We start from the raw sequence: 17,934 nt of genomic DNA, 5'->3' as shown, positions 1-17,934 counted from the left end.
AGGGGGGTTCGCCTCGGGCCGGGTTTCCGTACAACAAGATTCATGTGCTTGGCTATGTTAATTCTTGCTTCTCAGTATCCGGTTTTCAAGGTTCTGCGGCGCCCCTGCGGGCGCCCCGCGCTTTCGTCTTTCTCAGAAGCGCAAGGAGATATATTACCGAACCGTTTACCCGCCGTCAAGAACTTTTTTCCAGTTTCTCGAAAAAGTTTTCCGGGCCGGCGCTCGCGCGCCCTCTCCCGGGAAGCCGGCGGAACCGGCGCCGCGCCCCTCTCCCGGAAAACGCAGCCCGAGTATATTACCCGCCCCGGGCGAAGCGCGCAAGGGGGCAATTTGAAACATGCAGGAATTGTGGAGAGGAGCCCCATGCCGGTACGCCGACAATGTCGTGACCGCTCCGCTTTTGCCGGTACGCCGAACGCGTGCATATATTAGTATAGGGAGCGACCGAAAGGAGCTGCGTCATGCCGAACCACACCGACCTCGATGCGATGGTGGACATACCCCTGCCGCCCTACGCCCTCGAGGCGCTTGCCGTGCTGGAAGCCGACGGCTACGAGTCGTGGGTGGTGGGCGGCTACGTGCGCGACGCCCTGCTCGGCCGTCCCTCGGTGGACATCGACATCGCCACGGTGGCGCACTGGCAGGACGTGCAGCGGACGTTCGAGGCCTGCGGGCATCGCACGCACGAGACGGGGACGGCGCACGGCACGCTCACGGTGATCGTGGACGAGCAGGCTCTTGAGATCACGACGTTTCGCAGCGACGGAGCCTACGCCGACGCGCGACATCCGAAGCAGGTGTCGTTCGTGCGCACCATCCGCGAGGACCTCGCGCGCCGCGACTTCACCATGAACGCCCTCGCCTACCATCCCGCGCGCGGGTTGTTCGACCCCTACGGTGGCTATGCCGACCTGCAGGCGGGCGTCATCCGCGCGGTGGGCGACCCGAACCGTCGGTTCTCCGAGGATGCGCTGCGCATGCTGCGCGCCTGCCGCTTCGCCGCCGAGCTCGGCTTCGCCATCGACCCCGCCACCTTCGAGGGCATGCTGGCGAACAAGGGGCTGCTCCCCCGCATCTCCATCGAGCGCGTCACCCATGAGCTGCAGCGCCTGTTGCTGGGAGCGCATGCGGGCGACGCCCTCGTTGCAACCGCGGGCGTGCTGGCCGCGGTGCTGCCGGAACTCGTGGCCATGCAGGGCTTCGAGCAGCGCACGCCCTACCATATATACGACGTGCTTGAGCACACGGCGCGCGTGATCGACGGCGTGCCGCCCTACCCGCTCGTGCGCTGGGCCGCGCTGTTCCACGACATGGGCAAACCCGCGGCGTTCTTCACCGACGAGGACGGCACGGGGCACTTCTACGGGCACGCCGCCATCAGCGTGATGCTGGCGCGCGGCATCATGGAGCGCCTGGCGCTGTCGTCGGCCTTCATCACGCGCGTGCTCGTGCTGGTGGAACGCCACGACGACGTGATCGAACGCACGCCGAAGGCCGTGAAGCGCGCGCTGTCGCGTCTTGGCGGCGACACCGAGCTGTTCGCCGCGCTTTGCGACCTCAAGCGCGGCGATGCGCGCGGGCAGGCGCCGCACTGCATCGGGCGTGTGGACGAAACCGACGAACTCGAGCGCATCCTGGCGAGCATCATCGCCGCCGACGAGGCCTTCTCGCTCAAAAAGCTCGCGCTGAACGGCGGCGACGTCATAGAGCTCGGCGTGCCGCAGGGCCCCTTCGTCGGACGCGCCCTGGCCGAAGCGCTCGACGCGGTCATCGACGAGCGCGTTGCGAACGAGCCCGACGCGTTGCGCGCCTTCATCGCAGGCTGGCGCGACGAACACGAGGACCGCGGCGCTTGGTGACGGCCGAACGACCGCCCGGTGACGAGTTCGCATACGGCACGCGCGACGCCGCTTCGCTTCCTATACTGATCTGATGCATCGTCATCACCTCAGGAAAGCGAGGAACGCCCCATGACTCCACCCTCCGCCCCCGCCCAGGCGCAGCCGGAAACCCAACCCGTTGCCGCGGACGAGCACGCCATGAGCATCACCATCACGCACAACGGCCCCTATCTCGTGAACGGCAGCGTGCCGCTCACCATCGAGGTCATCACGCCCGTCGGCGGGCATCGCGAATACCGCACGGTACGTTCCTTCCCCGAGCAGGAATCGTACGCGCTCTGCCGCTGCGGTCGCACGACAACCCCGCCGTTCTGCGACGGCTCGCACGTGTCCGCCAACTTCCACGGCACGGAAACCGCCTCGCGCGCTCCCTTCGAAGAGCGTGCCGACATCTACCCCGGTCCCGGCGTCACGCTCTACGACGACAACCGCTGCGCATTCGCCCGGTTCTGTCACCGCGAGGACGGCGACGTGTGGACGCTCACCGAGCTGTCCGGCGACGAGCGTCTCAAGCGCGAGGCCGTCAAGGAGTCCACCGACTGTCCCGCGGGGCGCCTCGTGCACATCGATTCCGAGACGGGCGCCATCTACGAGCCGGACTTCACGCCGTCCATCGCCCTGCTCGAAGACCCCGAGGAAGGGGTGAGCGGCCCGCTGTACGTGCGCGGGGGCATTCCGCTCATCGGCTCCGACGGCTCGATGTACGAGATGCGCAACCGCTATGCACTCTGTCGCTGCGGCGAATCGCGCAACAAGCCGTTCTGCGACGCCATGCATGTGACCGTCGGGTTCGAGGACGGGCTTGATTAGCTGCCCACCAGGCAAAACACCCGCGCAAGGCGGATCGACGCCCCGCGTGCGCATCAAATTCGTCAACTTTTCCAGAAAAATTTGGCAATAAGGCTTGACGAAGCAGCGCACACCCCGTAATATACCAACTCGCGCTTGCGACTGTTGCGAAAGCAGCACGAACACATCGGTTAGCCGATGGGGTGTCGTCTAATGGTAGGACAGCGGCTTCTGGTGCCGTATGTGAGGGTTCGACTCCTTCCACCCCAGCCATTATTACGGTATACTGTACAGCGCACTATGTGGCTCCGTCGTCTAGCGGTTTAGGACGCCGCCCTCTCAAGGCGGAGGTCGCCGGTTCGAATCCGGTCGGAGCTACCAAGAAATGACAGGCCAGCGGATTACTCCGCTGGCCTTTTTCTTTGCCTTCCTCCCCCGGAGCCCGCACGCCCCACCCCCGCACGCCACGCGGTGGCGTACAATGGCGGCGACAAAAGAAACCGGAGGATCTATGACTGAGAACAACGAATCTATCCCGGCCATGCGCGACCTCGCTTCCGACGCGCATCAGCCGTACAAGCAGGCCGTCGAGGAAGCGGAGTTCGGCGCGCCCATCCCCATCGTGGAGAACCTCTACCTCGTGCGCGTTCCGCTGCCGCACAACCCGCTCAAGGCGCTCAACTCCTACGTGATCACCGCGGAGGACAAAACCACCATCGTGGACGTGGGGTTCAACCACCCCGCCTGCGAGCAGGCGCTCGACGACGCGCTGCGCGCGCTCGGCCGCTCATGGGACAGCGTCGAGATCGTGCTGACGCACTCGCACCCCGACCACACGGGCAACCTCGACCGCATCTACCGCGACGGCATGTCCGTCTACGCGAACCTGCACTCGTTCCAAGAGGTGGAGAACTTCCTCGATTTGGAAGCGCACGTGTACGGACCGCTGCTCGTGCAGGCGGCCACCCCAAAACAGAGCGGCGGACTGTCGTTCGAGCGGGGCTACGCGCAGCCGCACGTGTCGGCCGAGCTGCTGCCGCTGCAGTACCAACCTGCCGTGACGTACCTGCACGAAGGTGACGTGTACCGCGCCGGAGGCTTCGCGTTCGAGATCATCGAAACGCCGGGGCACGACCAGTGGCACATCTGCCTGTACGACCGCGCGCACAAGCTCATGATCATCGGCGACCACGTGCTCGAACGTATCTCGCCGTCCATCTCGTCGTGGATATCGGTGCACAACGCCCTCGAAGAGTTCCTGGGCAGCTTGGGCAAGATCCACTCCTACGACGTCGACCTCGTGCTGCCGGCGCACGGCGTGCCGTTCTCCGACCTGCGCGGGCGCGTCATGGAGCTGATCGCGCATCACGAGGCGCGCCTCGACGAGATTTACGAGCTGGTGGCCGAAGGCCATCGCGACGTGGTATCTATCTCGTCGCACGCGTCGTGGAAGTACCCCAACTGGCACGAATGGCCGCTCGACCAGAAGTTCTTCTCCATGGGAGAGACCCTGGCCCACCTCATCTACCTGGTGAACGAGGGCAAGGTGAAGCAGACGCTCTGCGGCGACGACTACCGCTACGAACTGCCCTAAACCGCCTCACGAGCACTAAGAGAAACGAAAGGAGCCCGCATGCACATCGACCTGATCATCGAAAGCCGGCAGGTGTTCACGGGAACCGACGGCACGGCCGGACCGGCGGCCATCGCCATCGCCGGCGACCGCATCGCGGCCGTCGGCCCGCGCGAGGACGTGCGCGCCTTCGCGCTGAAGGAGAACGGCGACGGCCCCGCGCCCGCCATCCGCGACGTCGGCGACGCGCTCGTCGTGCCCGGATTCCACGACTCGCACCTGCACTTCTTCCATTCGGCCGTCTACGCCTCCCCCCTGGCCACCATGTTCCTCGGCAAGAACGAGGCCGACTGTGTGGCGCGCATGCAGGCCTTCGCCGCCGAACGGCCGAACGGCTGGCTGCTCGCGCAGGGCTGGCGCGAGTACCGGTGGGACCCGCCCGTGCTGCCCTCGAAGCACTCGCTGGATGCGGCGTTTCCCACCCGTCCCGTGGCGCTGTACTCGGGCGATGCCCATACGCTGTGGCTGAATTCGGCGGCGCTCGACGAGCTGGGGCTCACGCGCGACAGCGTACCGCCGGCGGGCGGGTCCTACGACCGCGACGAGCAGGGCGAGCTCACCGGCATCGTGCGCGAAGCGGCGGCCATGGCGCTCATGCCGCACATCATGGGCTCGTTCACCGACGAGGAGGTGGCCGACGCCTACCGCGGGTTCTTCGCCCGCCTGGCCGAGAACGGCGTGACGAGCGTCTGCGACATGTCGCTCATGGCGCACCCGGGGCTCGACTTCATCCGCGACGACGTGCATGCGGCGCTGCTCGCGCGCGGCGAGCTGACCGCGCGCGTCAACCTGTTCCCCACCCTACTCGACGACATGAGCCGCTTCGAGGACATGCGGGAGCGCTACACGGGGCCGTATTTGCAGGCGCCGGGCTTCAAGCAGTTCTTCGACGGCGTGTCGAGTCAGCATACGGCCTGGGTGACCGAGCCGTACGCGAACGCGCTGGTCGAGGGCGATTGCGGCCGCCCGACCGTGGATGCCGACGTCATGCGCTCCTACGTGCTGGCCGCCGCCGAGCGGGGCTATCCCGTGCGCATCCACACCATCGGCGACGCGGCCATCCATGCCGCCCTCGACATCTTCGAGGAGGCGCGCGCGACGTTCGGGCCCCTGCCGGAAGGGCGCCGCAACTGCCTCGAGCACCTGGAGAACTTCCTGCCCGAAGACCTCGAGCGCCTGGCCGACCTGCAGGTGGTGGCCGCCGTGCAGCCGCCCCACATGACGCTCGATCCCGGCGGCCCCGAGCGCGACTTAGGGCCCGAGCGCGTGCCCTACATGTGGCCGTTCCGCACGCTGCTCGACACGAGCGCGGTGCTGGCGTTCGGCACCGACTCGCCCGTGGTGGACGTGAATTCGATGGACGTGCTGTACAGCGCCGTGACGCGGCAGGACCCCGTCACGCACGAGCCCGCCGGCGGTTGGCTGCCCGCCGAGCGCATCGGCCGCGCCGAAGCGCTGCGCGCCTACACGCAGGGCAGCGCCGCGGCCGCCGGACGCCGCCGCGAGCTGGGCACGCTCGAGGTGGGCAAGCTGGCCGACATCGCCGTGCTCGATCGCAACCTTCTGACCTGCGACGACGAGGACATCCAAAAAACGCAGGTGCTGGCCACGTTCATGGGCGGCCGCTGCGTGTTCGAACGCGAGGCCTAACGGTCGTCTGAGGCATCGTCGGGAGCGCGCCGGTCGCGCTCCCGACGCTTCATGGCCGCCTTGTTCTGGTACATCGCCTCGTCGGCCCGCTTGAATACGTCGACGAAGGTCAAATCCACGCTCTCCTCGTACACCGCGATGCCGCGCGCGATGGATACCCGCCCTTCGGGATGGGCGTACTGGTTGCTCTCCTCGAGTTCGCGCTCGAACCGTTCGAGCAACTCGACGTAGTGCTCCAAATCCCAATGCTCGAGGATCACCGCGAACTCGTCCCCGCCGACACGGTACACGGGGCTGCGCTTGAACACCTTGCAGATGATGCGGCATGCATCGATGATGAGCATGTCGCCGAAGTCGTGCCCGCACGTGTCGTTCACGTGCTTGAGCCCGTTGATGTCGAGCACGAGCACGGCGAACTCCGGCTTGCCCGTCTTGGTGGCCTCCTCGAGGCGCTGCGCGGTGTCCTGGTAGGCGGTCTTGTTCTTCACGCCGGTCAGCCCGTCGCGATAGGCAAGCCCGTTGATGTAGTCGATGTACTGGCGCAGGTGGTTCACCGTCTGCTGGAAGCTTTCCGCAAGCGTGCCCACCTCGTCCTTCGTCCTGCTCGAGAGCTCGATGGACAGATCTCCTTCGGCGATTTGCCGGGCGGCCACGTTGAGCTCCTTGAGCGGGCGCACGATCCTGCGCGTCATGAGGGACGTCATCACGACGGCAAGCGCGGAGACGATCACCGTGAACACGCCGATCTGGAAGATCAGGTTGTTCTTTGCCGCGTCGATTTCCGCGGTGGGCGCCGTGATGGCCAGCCGCATGCCGTTGCTCAGGCTGCAGAGCGCCATCTGCTTCTCCACGCCGCGCCACGTATAGGGGAACAGGTACGATCCGTCGCCGCCGCCCTGCAGCTCGGCGGCCACCGGGCCCAGGCTCTCCTCCAACCCGCTCATCGGCGTGCCCTGCGCCAGCTCGCGATGGAACATGATATTCGCTTCCCCGTCGGTGAGGAACGCGTAGCCGCTCTCGTACACGTGGGTGTTCATCACCACGTCCTCGATCACGTCGAAGTCGATGTCCATGCCCACCACGCCCACCGTCTGGTTGTTCGCGTACAGCGGGATGACGTACGACAGCATTTCCACGTTGAGGTTCTTGTTGAAGTACGGCGCGATCCACGTGGGCTTGCCGTTCTTCACCGGCTCGTAGTACCAACCCACGTGCTCGGTATCGTCCGCCGCGTAGCGCGAGAGGTCGGTGGGCGCCACCGCCCGAAAGCTGCCTTCTTGCGAGGTCTTGCTCCAAAGGAGGCCGGCCGTGGCGTCGGTGAGTTCGGGATTGAAGCGGACGTACACGGCAAGCGCCCCTTCAGTGCTGCTCGCGGCGTTCACGGCCACCGACTGGATGCGCGCGGTGAGCTCGTCGACGTACGACGAATCCTGCAGCAGCGACGTATCGTCCAACCCGTCCATCGAGTACATGGCCAGCGTTCCCACCGACTGCTCGATCCGCGACAGGATGGCGTCGATGCTTTCGGCCTTCTCCCCGCACATCAGGTTCATGATGTGCGACGAATCGGCATCGACCACGCTGTTCGCGTTGATGATGCCCGCGCCTCCCACCACCGCGGCGCACAGCAGCGTGCAACCCAGCATGAGCGCGACGAACTTCGTCTGTATGGATTTCGTAAGCTTCCCCTTGCGCCTCGTCGATGGTCTTCAAACCAATCGAACGATCATAGCGAACGAAGCGCAAAGGAACCGCAAGCTAACGAAGACGCTCCAGGTTGCCGAGCGTCATCTCAGCCCAGCTGTACTGGGACAGGTACTCGCCCCGGTAGGCGTGCACCGCGGCCATATCGCCCTCGAGGAAGCGGAAGTAGTCGCATTCGACGCGCGCGCAGTCCACCGAGAAGCTGTTGCGGCGCTTCACGAGCACGTCGTCGGCGCCGACGCGTTGCAGCGCGTTGGACAGGTCGGACAGCAGCGTGCGCACGTAGCTGCGCACCGACGGGCCGTCGGGACGATCCTCCCACAGCACCGCGCACACCTCGGCCGTGTTCACCGACGCGCCGCGGCGGTCGATGAGGTAGGCGAGCAGCTCCTTTGTTTTCGCATGCGCGAAGCGCACGGGCTCGCCGTGTGCGAACACCTCGAAATGGCCGAACGTCTGCACCCGCACCACCGTGGCGGGCGGGCGCGCGGGCTCCTGCACATCCTCGAGCTCGGCGCGGATCTTCTCCACCGTGACCGGCTTGAGCACGTAGCCGCGCGCACGCACGTTGAACGCCTCGAGCGCGTACTCGGCATAGCCGGTGACGAAGACGATCTTCGTTTCGGGCGAGCGCTCGCGCAGGGCCTTCGCTAGGGCGAGACCCGTCATGTCGTACATCTCGATATCGAGAAACGCGACGTCGGGATGCGTGCCCGCATCGACGGCCACAAGCGCGTCGAGCGCGCTGCCGAACGCCTGCACCGTGCATGCGGGGGCCGCTTCCCGGATGGTGCGCTCGAGCAGGGAGAGCACCATGGGCTCGTCGTCGACCGCAAAGCACTTCATGGGCGCCCCTTTTTCGGAATGGTCATCTCGACCGTCGTCCCCTTGCCGACGGCGCTGGCCACCGTCACGCTTCCGCCGCATTGGCCGGCCAGTCGCGCCCGTACGTTGTCGATGCCCACATGCGCGCGACCGTCCTGCAAGGGCGCTGCAGGATCGAACCCCACCCCGTCGTCTTCTATCGTCACCACGTACGCCCCTTCCTCCTCGCGCGTGCCGACGCGCACGGTACCGCCTTCCCGCCGCTTCGTCACGCCGTGGCGCACCGCATTCTCCACGATAGGCTGCACGGTGAGCGGGGGCACGCGGAAATCCACGATCGGCGTGTCCCACACGACGCGCAGCCGGTCGCCGAAGCGCATGCGCTCGAGCTCCACGTAGCTGCGCACATGCGAGAGCTCCTGCTCGAACGCGATGGGATCGGCGTTCGTAAGCGAGCGCAGATCCCCGCGCAGGAAGTCGGAGAAGTAGTCGATGGCGCGCTCGGCCTGCCGCACGTCCGTCTGGCACAGGCTCTTGATGACGGCGAGCGAGTTGAACAGGAAATGAGGCTGGATTTGGGACAGCATGAGCGCGACCCGGCTTTGGGTGAGCTCCTGCTCGAGCTCCATCGCGCGCTGCGCCTGCTGCAGGGCTCCCTTGAGGTAGCCGATCGCGTGGGCGAACTGCGAGACGAGCAGCAGCACCAAACCGGTGAACAGCAGAACGGTCTCGCCGAAGAACTCAAGCTGGTAGTTGACGATTTCCGCAGCCACGAAGCACAGGAATACGGAACCCGGCGCCACGAGGAACCGCAGGCGGTCGCTCTGGCCGGAGCGCAGCGCCCACCCGACGTTGATTACGGCGAACACCGATACGAGCCCGAGCACCACCACGATGGGAGTGCGCACGGCGTACGCGTCCGTGAAGCCGAGCACCTGACCGACAAGGTAGAGGAGGGAGAACGCCAACACGCCCAGCAGCACGACATCGTTCGCCCGTCGCGGCGCTCCCGTCATGAACGACCCCACGTACGCGACGGCGAACAGAAGGGCCACGAGCATGGACACGGTTTCCAGCGCCAACACGAGCACGCTGTTGCCCAAGAGCAGCGTGCTGATCTGCGGCGTCAGGAGAAACATGGCGCCGGTGCTGATCGCGTAGCCCGCCAGCAAGAACACCGATGCGTGCGTTTTGACGCCCCGGCTCGCGAGGAGCAGCGTAGACAGGAGCAGCAGCACGCTTGCGAACAGCACGAACAGGCTGGCCACGAGGTACAGCCCGTGCTCGTTGAGCTCGGCGCGCGCCAGAGCGCCGCTGTCCCCCGTGGCCAGGCTCTCGACGAAATCGCGGTAGGCGCCGGAGAAGTTGTTCCCGTACGCGTTCGAAAGCTCGACCGTCCACACGTCCTCGTTCGAGACGTCCTGCGGCAGGACGAAACGCCCCCATCCGGAACCCGACGAGCGGAACGTGGCAGGATGGTTGTCGGGCGTACCGATGGCGCACACCTCCTGCCCGTTGAGGAGCAAGTGCACCTCGAGGTTCTCCACGAAGAAGAACAGCTGATCGCCGGCACGCAGGAAGCGGTCGAACCGCCCCTCCACTTCGACGGCGCGCACCTCGTTCGCGTTGACGTCGAGCAGGGCTTCCGCCTCGGGCTCGATCACGAGCCGCACCGGTTCGACGGAGGTCTCCTGCGCATTGTCGAACGGCAGCACCTGCGCGACGACGACCGTCGCAAGCACGAGGAAGGCCGCCGCGAGCACGGCGGCAATCGTCCGCTCGACACGTGTGTGGGTTATCGCCACTGATGATCCAGCGGACCCGAGCCCTTGCCGAGGTCGAGGCCCGCGGCGAGCGCGCCGGAGACGTAGTCCTTCGCGGCGCGCACGGCCTGCTCCACGTCACGCCCTTGCGCAAGGCCGCAGGCGATGGCCGACGACAGCGTGCAGCCCGTCCCGTGCGTGTTCGCCGTGTCGATGCGCGGAGCGCGCAGCCACACGGCCGGAGCAGCCGACGACGTCACGAGCGCGTCGTCGGCGCGGTCGGTGCGATGGCCGCCCTTCACGAGCACGGCCCCCTTCCCCGCTCCGGCCAGCTGACGCGCCGCGCGCTCCATCGTCTCTTCGTCCACCACGTCGAAGCCGCAGAGCACGGTGGCCTCGGGCATGTTCGGCGTGACGACGTCTGCAAGCGGAAGCAGCTCGTCCACGAGCGCACGCACGGCATCCTCGTCGATGAGGCGCGCGCCGCTCGTGGCCACCATAACGGGGTCGACCACGACGTTGCGCGCGCCGTGCGCCCGCAGCCGCTCGGCAATCGTAGCGATGATGGCGGCCGACGACACCATGCCTATTTTCACCGCAGCCGGCCGAATATCCTCGAACACGGCGTCGATCTGCGCCGCCACGAAGGCGGGTTCGATGTCGAGCACGCCGGTCACGCCGAGCGTGTTCTGCGCGGTAAGCGCGGTGATGGCCGTCTCGGCGAACAGATGATGCGCCGCGATGGTTTTGATGTCGGCTTGGATGCCGGCACCGCCGCTCGAGTCCGATCCGGCGATACTGAGAACTGCTTCCATAGCGCGCGCTCCTTACGCCTCGAGAAACGCCACCGCATCGGCGGTGGGAACCACCTTCGCAGCGTAGCACGTTTCCATGTAGGCCAAGCCCTCGTCCTGATCGCCCACGAGGAACGTGAGCGTGGCATCGCCCGCCACGACGATGCGGAAGTTGTTGAAGTACGCGTCGGCCACGGTGTGGCGCACGCAGATGTTCGTGTCCATGCCCACGCACAGAAGCGTGTCGACCCCCAGCTCGTCGAGCAACAGGCGCAGGCCCGTCTGGAAGAACCCGCTGTAGCGGCGCTTGGGCACCACGTAGTCGGCGTCGCTGCACGCAAGCTGCGGCGACGGCTGAGCCGCCGGCGTGCCCGCCAGCCCGTGCGCGCCCCACAGCTCGAGCTCGCGGTCGAGCCCGGGAATATGCGCGTCGTTCGTGAACACCACGGGCACGCCTGCCGCGCGCGCCGCGTCGCAGATGCGCGCAGCGTTGTCCACGACGGGCGTCATCTGCTCGCGCAAGGGCGACGGCAGCGCGGCGGGGTCGCCCAGCACGTCGATGACGAGCACGGCGACCCGCCCCTTGTCGAGGTCGGTCAGCTCGAACGCGTTGTTGTTCAGTTCGTCTCCAAGCACAGCGTCTCCTTCGTGATGGTAAGCAGTTCATCCGTTGCGGCGCGCACGTCGGCGGCAGCGAAGATGGCCGACACGACGGCCACGCCGTCGGCGCCCGTGCCCACGAGGGCGGGAATGGTGGCGGCGTTGAGGCCGCCGATGGCCACGACGGGAATGTCGACGGCGGCGCAGATGGCCGCGAGGCCCTCGGCGCCCACATCGGCGGCGTCGGGTTTCGTGGGCGTACCGAACACGGCGCCCACGCCCAGGTAGTCGGCGCCGGCCTCCTGGGCGGCCCGCGCCTGCTCCACCGTCTGCACCGACACGCCCACGATGGCGTCGGGACCCAGCTTCGCGCGCGCCTCGGCGCACGCGGCGTCGTCCTGCCCCACGTGCACGCCGTCGGCGCCCGCGCAACGCGCGGCTTCCACGTCGTCGTTCACGACGAACGGCACGCCCGCCGCCCGGCAGAGCGGCGCGAGCGCGCGAGCGCGCAGCACCACTTCGGCCTGCGGCGCCTCCTTCTCGCGCAGCTGGACGAACGTGGCGCCGCCCTCAAGCGCCTCTTCGACGCATGACGCGAGCGTGCGCTCGCCCAACCATGCCCGGTCGGTGACCGCATACAGCGCCATGGCCCGGCGCAACCGTTCCCGTGGATACATGAGCCCTCCTCGCTCCCGATGCCTTCCCTGCTCCCTACGCCACCTGCTCGACCTTCGCGCCCGCCTCGAGCGCGTCGCCGTCGAGATGGTACAGCGCGTCGAGCACATACGTGCGAAACGACCCGTTGCCGTCGTAGCCGCTCATGCGACCCTGCGCGATCTGACCCGCCAGGCCCATGCCGGCCACGGCGGCCACCGTCGCGTCGAGCAGCGCAGCGGGGTTCGCCACCGCGTACGCCGTGCACAAACACGACAGCATGCAGCCCGCGCCCGTGATGCGCCCCATGAGGGCGCTGCCGTTGCGGATGGCATAGGCGTGCTCGCCGTCGGCCACGATGTCGATGGCCCCCGTGATGGCCACGACGGCGCCGGTCTGCGCCGCGAACGCGCGGGCGAACGCCGCGCTTGCCGCCAGGTTGTCGTCGATCACGGCATCGTCGGGGCACACGTCCACGCCGCGCGTGGAGGAGGCGCCGCCGGCGAGCGCCTTCACCTCGGACATGTTGCCGCGGATCACGGACACGTCCAGCTTATCCAGCAGATCGCCCGCCGTGCGCGTGCGCAAAGCCGACGCGCCCGCCCCCACCGGGTCGAGCACGATAGGATGCCCGAGCTCGCTCGCGCGCGCACCGGCCACGAACATGCCCTCCACGCTGCGCGTGTTGAGCGTGCCGATGTTGAGCGTGAGCCCACCGCAGATGGTTTGGATGTCAACCACGTCGTTCGGCTCGTCGCTCATGATGGGGCTCGCGCCGATGGCCAAGAGCGCGTTCGCGCAGTCGTTCACCGTCACGTAGTTCGTGATGTTGTGCACGAGCGGCGCGCCGGATCGCACGTTGTCGAGCGCCCGCTTCAGGGCAAAGGGTTCCATAGGTCACTCCTTTCCGAGGTCGACCGTCAGGCCGTCCATGATAGTGTTCACCGTGCGCATGGCGCACATCTCGCCGCACATCGTGCAGGTGCCGTCCGTGGAAGGCGGGGCGCTTTCGAAGTAGCTGCGCGCCTTGACGGGGTCGAGCGCGAGGTCGAACATCTCGTCCCATGCCACGCGGCGTCGGGCGTCGCTCATGCGGTTGTCGCGATCGCGCGCACCGGGCAGGCCGCGCGCGATGTCGGCCGCATGCGCAGCGATCTTCGTTGCCACGAGGCCTTCGCGCACGTCGGCCGCGTCGGGCAGGCGCAGGTGCTCGGTCGGCGTGACGTAGCACAGGAAGTCGGCGCCCGATGCGGCGGCCACGGCCCCGCCGATGGCGGCCGTGATGTGGTCGTAGCCCGGCGCGATGTCGGTGACGAGCGGCCCGAGCACGTAGAAGGGCGCGTCGTGGCACAACCGCTTCTCCAGCTTCATGTTGGCGGCGATCTCGTCGAGCGCCATGTGGCCCGGCCCCTCCACCATCACCTGCACGCCCGCATCCCACGCGCGCTTCGTCAGCTTGCCGATTTCGATGAGCTCGGCGATCTGCCCCGCGTCGGTGGCGTCGTAGGTGGACCCGGGGCGCATGGCGTCGCCCAGGCTGATGGTCACGTCGTGCTCGCGCAGGATGGCCAGCACCTCGTCGTAGAACTCGTAGAAGGGGTTCTCGTTGCCGGTGGCTTCCATCCAGGCGAAGATGAGCGACCCGCCGCGGCTCACGATGTTCGTGAGGCGGCCCGTCTCGCGGAACGACTCGATGGTGCGCCGGTTCATGCCGGCATGCACGGTGACGAAGTCCACGCCGTCCTCGGCGTGCGCGCGCACCACGTCGAGGAAGTCGGCCGCCTTGATGCCGATGAGCGGCTTCTCCAGGTAGCCGATGGCGTCGTACATGGGCACGGTGCCTATCATGGCCGGCGACTTCTCGATGAGCTTGCGGCGAAACGCGGCCGTCTTGCCGTCGTTCGACAGGTCCATGATGGCCTCGGCGCCCAGCTCGAGCGCCACGTCCACCTTCTTCCACTCCTCGGCCTCGTCGGCGAGATCGCCCGAGATGCCCAGGTTCACGTTCACCTTCGTGCGCAGGCCGCCGCCTACGCCTTCGGGCGAGAGGCTTGCATGGTGGATGTTCGCGGGGATGGCGATGCGTCCCGCCGCCACGCCTTCGCGGATGAATTCGGGGTCGCGGCCTTCCTTCTCGGCCACGATGGCCATTTCGCGGGTGACGGTACCCGCACGCGCCGCATCGATCTGCGTCATAGAGCTCCCTTCGTTGGCATTACCCATGTCAGGTTCCTCGGGTCGAAGCGTGATCGGCGCTTCCTCTCAGCCTGCCCGGCCGCGATGCGATGCGGCTGCAAGCTCCCCGGTATGAAAAGGTACGACGGCCAGTATAAGCCAGGGCGCGGCTGCGCCATCCCCCAATTCGCGCTCTGCGCGAAAACACCCGCCCGCGGGCAGGTGCGCTCAGTCGGCGAGCAGCGGGTAGAAGACGTACAGCGTGCCCTGCTCGACGGCCACCGTGGCCTCCTCGCCGGTCAGCTCGTTCGACAGGCCGCGCGAGGTGCGGTTCGACAGCGGCTCGTCGTCGAGGGAGTACGCCATGCCGCGTTCGATGACGCCGCGTGCCGTGTCGTTGGCCGAGAACACCGACACGGTGCCCTGGGTGACGGGCAGCTCGAACACGTCGGGGCCGGTGAGCAGGCGCACGGCGTACGTGTCGCCGATGGCGGTCACGTACACGTCGCGCTCCGAGAAGCGCGCGAACAGCTGGAGGTTCGCCAGCGTGTGGTCGAGGCGCGCGCCGAGGGCGCCGTAAATGACGAGTTCGTCGTGATCCCAGGCGACGGCCTTCTCCATGGCCAGCTCCATGTCGCTCTTGTCCTTCTTCACGGGATGGCGCGACACGCGACGGGCCTTCGGCACGTAGCCGAGCGAATCGAAGTCGCCCACCGCCATGTCGGGCGCCACGCCGATGGCTTCGAGATGGGCGAAGCCGGCGTCCACCGCGATGACGAAGTCGAACTCGCCGGCGGCTTGCCGGGCCTGGAAATCCGCCGCGTTGAACTCGACCGCTCCCACCAATGCGCACGTCGTCATGAGCGCACCTCCTTCGCGCGGGCCGCGAGGGCGTCGCCCTCGAGCCGATGGACGATGAGCGCGTCAACCCGCGTCGCGCCCAGATGTTCGTAGAATGCGAGGCCCGAGGGGTTCGTGTCGCGACAGTGCCACGACAGCTTCCCGCACCCGCGCTCCTCGCACAGCGCGGCAAGGCGGCACATGAGCGCCCGCCCCACGCCTTCGCCGCGGTACGCTTCCTCGACGAACAGGTCTTCGAGGTACAGGTTGCTCTTCCCGTCCCACGTGGAGAACGTGCGGAAGAAGATGGCGCACCCCACCACGCCGTCCGACGCGTGCTCGGCCACGAGCGCCCCGCCCGCGCCTTCGTCGAACATGCGGCGCGCGAGGTCTTCCGCCGTGGCCGTGACGTCCTCCACCCGATCCATCGTGGCCGCGAGGCCGCGGGTCAGCCGCAGAAGATCGGCCGCGTCGTCGCGCGTGGCGAGACGATAGGTGATGATGGTATCCATGCGTGCCTCTTACTTTCTCATACCTGCAAGGTGTTCGGTTTGCTAGAATACCATACGCGAGCGGGCCAGACGATCGCGCGCCTTCGGGCGTGAGGAAAGTCCGGGCTCCACAGGGCAAGATGCCAGCTAACGGCTGGGCGGGGTGACCCGACGGACAGTGCCACAGAAAAGAAAACTCCCCCGCGAACACGCGCTTCGGTGCGCAGAAACGGGAGAAAAGCTGAAACGGTGCGGTAAGAGCGCACCAGCGCGTCGGCAACGGCGCGGCTTGGAAAACCCCATCTGGAGCAAGCGCAAATAGGAACGCGATACGGCTGCCCGCCGTACGTTCGGGTTGCGTGCTTGAGGCGTCTGGCGACAGGCGTTCGAGATAAATGGTCGTCCAACGACAGAACCCGGCTTATCGACCCGCTCGCCTTTCACTTTTTTGCAGCATCTCTGTCACAGCGCGTGCTCTTCCCCGTCTAATCATGGTGTACGAGGAACGCCGCGGCGCTCCTTTCCCGATGAAAGGCGGATACATGCAAGCAGAACACTCCGACACCACGTCCTACGACCTGATCGACCAGGCCATCGCCGGCGACAGCCTGGCGCTTGAGAAGCTGCTGGCCTCCACGCACGAGCTCGTGTTCAACCTTTCGCTGCGGTTTTTGGGCACCGTGCACGACGCCGAAGACGCCACGCAGGAAATCGCCGTCAAGATCATGACGCACCTATCCGCCTTCCGCAAGGAGAGCGCGTTTTCCACCTGGGCGTACCGCATCGCGGTGAACCACCTCAAAGACTGCCGCACCCACCAGTTCGCCCACGCGCCGTTCAGCTTCGAGATGTACGGCGCCGACATCTGCGACGAGCGGGCGCGCGACGTGCCCGACCTGTCCGAGGGCGTGGAGCGCAACCTGCTTGCACGCGAGCTGAAGCTGTCGTGCACGAACGTGATGCTGCAGTGCCTCGACGCCGACAGCCGCTGCGCCTACGTGCTGGGCACCATGTTCAAGGTGGACAGCGCCACGGCGGCCGACGTGCTGGGCATCACGCCCGAAGCGTACCGGCAGCGGCTGTCGCGCGCCCGCAAGACGGTGGCCGCGTTCCTGAGCGCGTACTGTCAGCACGGCGGGTCGGAGACGTGCTCGTGCGAGCGGCGCGTGAACTTCGCCATCGCCACGCATCGCCTGGCGCCGCACGACCTCGAATACAGCCGCCTCACGGAAAGCGAGCGGGCCGAGGACGCGTTCGTCGAGGCCATGGACGAGCTGGACGGGTACGCATGCCTGTTCGACGAGCTGCCGACGTACCGCCCCACGCCGCGCGCCAAGGAGCTGCTGGACGCGTGCATGAAGACGGCCAGCTTCGCCACCGTCGTGGGAACGGCCGCAACTGCGGACCAGGCGGCGTCCCATGTCTAGCGCCCTCATGCTCGACTTCCTGAGCGAGCTGCGCGAGCACAACTCGCTCGACTGGATGCACGCGCACGAGCAGCAGAAGAGGGACGCGCAGAACGCGTTCGTCGAGCTCGTGCAGGGATGCATCGACGAGCTGGCCGTCGAAGAGCCCGCTTTGGCGGCGCTCGACCCGAAGAGCCTCGTGTTCCGCACCAACCGCGACACGCGGTTCAGCGACGACAAATCGCCCTACAACCCGGCGTTCCGCGCGCACATCTCGCCGGCAGGGCGCCTGCCCGTGCCCGTGGGATACTACCTGCACGTCGCGCCGGGCGGATCGTTCGCCGGCGGCGGCCTGTTCGCGCCGCACTTCAAGGACGCCACGCGTTTGGTGCGCGAGCATATCGCCGCCGACCCTCAGGCGTTTTTGGACATCGTCGAAGAGCCGGCGTTCGCGGCGCGGTTCCAGTTCGTGGGAACGCCGCTCAAGCGCGTGCCGCAGGGGTTCGATGCCGACAGCCCCGCCGCCGCGTACCTGAAGTGCAAAAGCTGGGCGGTCGAGGAACACCTGCAGGACGACGCGATCGGGTGCGACACGCTGGTCGAGAGCTTCCGCGCGATGCGGGTGTTCAACCAGTGGATGAACACCGCGCTGGAAGGGTTCGAGATGCCGAGGAGGTGAGGGGGGCTTCACCCTCCCCCATCTCCGCGC

16 protein-coding genes, 2 tRNA genes and 1 other RNA gene are annotated in these 17,934 nt (G+C 67.0%); 9 read left to right on the top strand and 10 right to left on the bottom strand.

Features of this window, described 5'->3' with window-relative positions; all coding sequences use genetic code 11:
• Positions 1 to 461 precede the first annotated feature (461 nt).
• The 6 genes from C1876_RS14390 (at position 462) to C1876_RS14365 (ending at position 5,973) form a co-directional block, all read left to right on the top strand.
• Entirely contained in the window at positions 462 to 1,859 is a 1,398-nt protein-coding gene (locus tag C1876_RS14390; RefSeq protein ID WP_114547414.1) for a CCA tRNA nucleotidyltransferase, read from the top strand.
• 111 nt (positions 1,860 to 1,970) lie between these two features.
• A complete protein-coding gene (locus C1876_RS14385) occupies positions 1,971 to 2,711 on the top strand; it encodes a CDGSH iron-sulfur domain-containing protein (RefSeq protein WP_114547413.1) in 741 nt (246 codons plus the stop codon).
• Positions 2,712 to 2,889: 178 nt separating this feature from the next.
• Positions 2,890 to 2,963, top strand: a tRNA-Gln gene (locus tag C1876_RS14380).
• Between the two features lie 31 nt (positions 2,964 to 2,994).
• Positions 2,995 to 3,071: transfer RNA gene (locus C1876_RS14375), tRNA-Glu, on the top strand.
• Between the two features lie 130 nt (positions 3,072 to 3,201).
• On the top strand, positions 3,202 to 4,284 hold the full coding sequence (locus tag C1876_RS14370; RefSeq protein WP_244910167.1) for an MBL fold metallo-hydrolase: 1,083 nt from the start codon (positions 3,202 to 3,204) through the stop codon (positions 4,282 to 4,284).
• A gap of 39 nt (positions 4,285 to 4,323) precedes the next feature.
• Positions 4,324 to 5,973 carry an amidohydrolase gene (locus C1876_RS14365; RefSeq protein ID WP_114547412.1) on the top strand — a complete coding sequence of 550 codons (1,650 nt, stop codon included), beginning with the start codon at positions 4,324 to 4,326 and terminating at the stop codon, positions 5,971 to 5,973.
• Here the strand turns inward: C1876_RS14365 and C1876_RS14360 are convergent.
• From C1876_RS14360 to C1876_RS14315, 10 genes are all read right to left on the bottom strand, one after another.
• Positions 5,970 to 7,619 (bottom strand): sensor domain-containing diguanylate cyclase, encoded by a 1,650-nt coding sequence (locus C1876_RS14360; protein ID WP_114547411.1) that lies wholly within the window; start codon positions 7,617 to 7,619, stop codon positions 5,970 to 5,972. The genes C1876_RS14365 and C1876_RS14360 overlap by 4 nt on opposite strands.
• A 112-nt stretch (positions 7,620 to 7,731) precedes the next feature.
• Positions 7,732 to 8,523, bottom strand: coding sequence for a response regulator (locus C1876_RS14355; RefSeq protein ID WP_114547410.1), 792 nt, complete (start codon positions 8,521 to 8,523; stop codon positions 7,732 to 7,734).
• Positions 8,520 to 10,307 (bottom strand): sensor histidine kinase, encoded by a 1,788-nt coding sequence (locus tag C1876_RS17860; protein WP_211309557.1) that lies wholly within the window; start codon positions 10,305 to 10,307, stop codon positions 8,520 to 8,522. Before C1876_RS17860 ends, C1876_RS14355 begins: the two co-directional genes overlap by 4 nt.
• Positions 10,298 to 11,080: a bifunctional hydroxymethylpyrimidine kinase/phosphomethylpyrimidine kinase gene (gene thiD / locus C1876_RS14345; RefSeq protein ID WP_114547409.1), complete on the bottom strand. Its 783-nt coding sequence runs from the start codon at positions 11,078 to 11,080 to the stop codon at positions 10,298 to 10,300. The genes C1876_RS17860 and thiD overlap by 10 nt, the downstream gene beginning before the upstream one ends.
• Before the next feature lie 12 nt (positions 11,081 to 11,092).
• Positions 11,093 to 11,695 carry a cysteine hydrolase family protein gene (locus C1876_RS14340; protein ID WP_114547408.1) on the bottom strand — a complete coding sequence of 201 codons (603 nt, stop codon included), beginning with the start codon at positions 11,693 to 11,695 and terminating at the stop codon, positions 11,093 to 11,095.
• Positions 11,677 to 12,336 (bottom strand): thiamine phosphate synthase, encoded by a 660-nt coding sequence (gene thiE / locus C1876_RS14335; protein ID WP_114547407.1) that lies wholly within the window; start codon positions 12,334 to 12,336, stop codon positions 11,677 to 11,679. The genes C1876_RS14340 and thiE overlap by 19 nt, the downstream gene beginning before the upstream one ends.
• Before the next feature lie 34 nt (positions 12,337 to 12,370).
• Entirely contained in the window at positions 12,371 to 13,207 is an 837-nt protein-coding gene (gene thiM / locus C1876_RS14330) for a hydroxyethylthiazole kinase (protein ID WP_114547406.1), read from the bottom strand.
• Positions 13,208 to 13,210: 3 nt separating this feature from the next.
• A complete protein-coding gene (gene thiC, locus C1876_RS14325; protein WP_114547405.1) occupies positions 13,211 to 14,509 on the bottom strand; it encodes a phosphomethylpyrimidine synthase ThiC in 1,299 nt (432 codons plus the stop codon).
• A 207-nt stretch (positions 14,510 to 14,716) separates the two neighbouring features.
• Positions 14,717 to 15,349, bottom strand: a complete 633-nt coding sequence (locus tag C1876_RS14320) for a thiamine diphosphokinase (protein WP_114547404.1) — start codon at positions 15,347 to 15,349, stop codon at positions 14,717 to 14,719.
• Complete coding sequence (locus tag C1876_RS14315; RefSeq protein ID WP_114547403.1) at positions 15,346 to 15,840, bottom strand: GNAT family N-acetyltransferase; 495 nt, start codon at positions 15,838 to 15,840, stop codon at positions 15,346 to 15,348. Before C1876_RS14315 ends, C1876_RS14320 begins: the two co-directional genes overlap by 4 nt.
• Positions 15,841 to 15,897: 57 nt before the next feature.
• On the opposite strand from C1876_RS14315, the gene rnpB reads away from it, so the two are divergent.
• The 3 genes from rnpB to C1876_RS14300 all read left to right on the top strand — a co-directional run bounded on the left by rnpB (position 15,898) and on the right by C1876_RS14300 (position 17,904).
• An RNA gene (rnpB, locus tag C1876_RS14310) (RNase P RNA component class A) lies at positions 15,898 to 16,259 on the top strand.
• Positions 16,260 to 16,361: 102 nt separating this feature from the next.
• Positions 16,362 to 17,246 carry an RNA polymerase sigma factor gene (locus C1876_RS14305; protein ID WP_114547417.1) on the top strand — a complete coding sequence of 295 codons (885 nt, stop codon included), beginning with the start codon at positions 16,362 to 16,364 and terminating at the stop codon, positions 17,244 to 17,246.
• Entirely contained in the window at positions 17,239 to 17,904 is a 666-nt protein-coding gene (locus tag C1876_RS14300; RefSeq protein WP_114547402.1) for a DUF2461 domain-containing protein, read from the top strand. Before C1876_RS14305 ends, C1876_RS14300 begins: the two co-directional genes overlap by 8 nt.
• Positions 17,905 to 17,934 lie beyond the last annotated feature (30 nt).

This window comes from Eggerthella sinensis, from assembly GCF_003339815.1.
Lineage (GTDB): Bacteria > Actinomycetota > Coriobacteriia > Coriobacteriales > Eggerthellaceae > Eggerthella > Eggerthella sinensis.
This window is presented reverse-complemented; position numbering and strand designations above follow the sequence as displayed.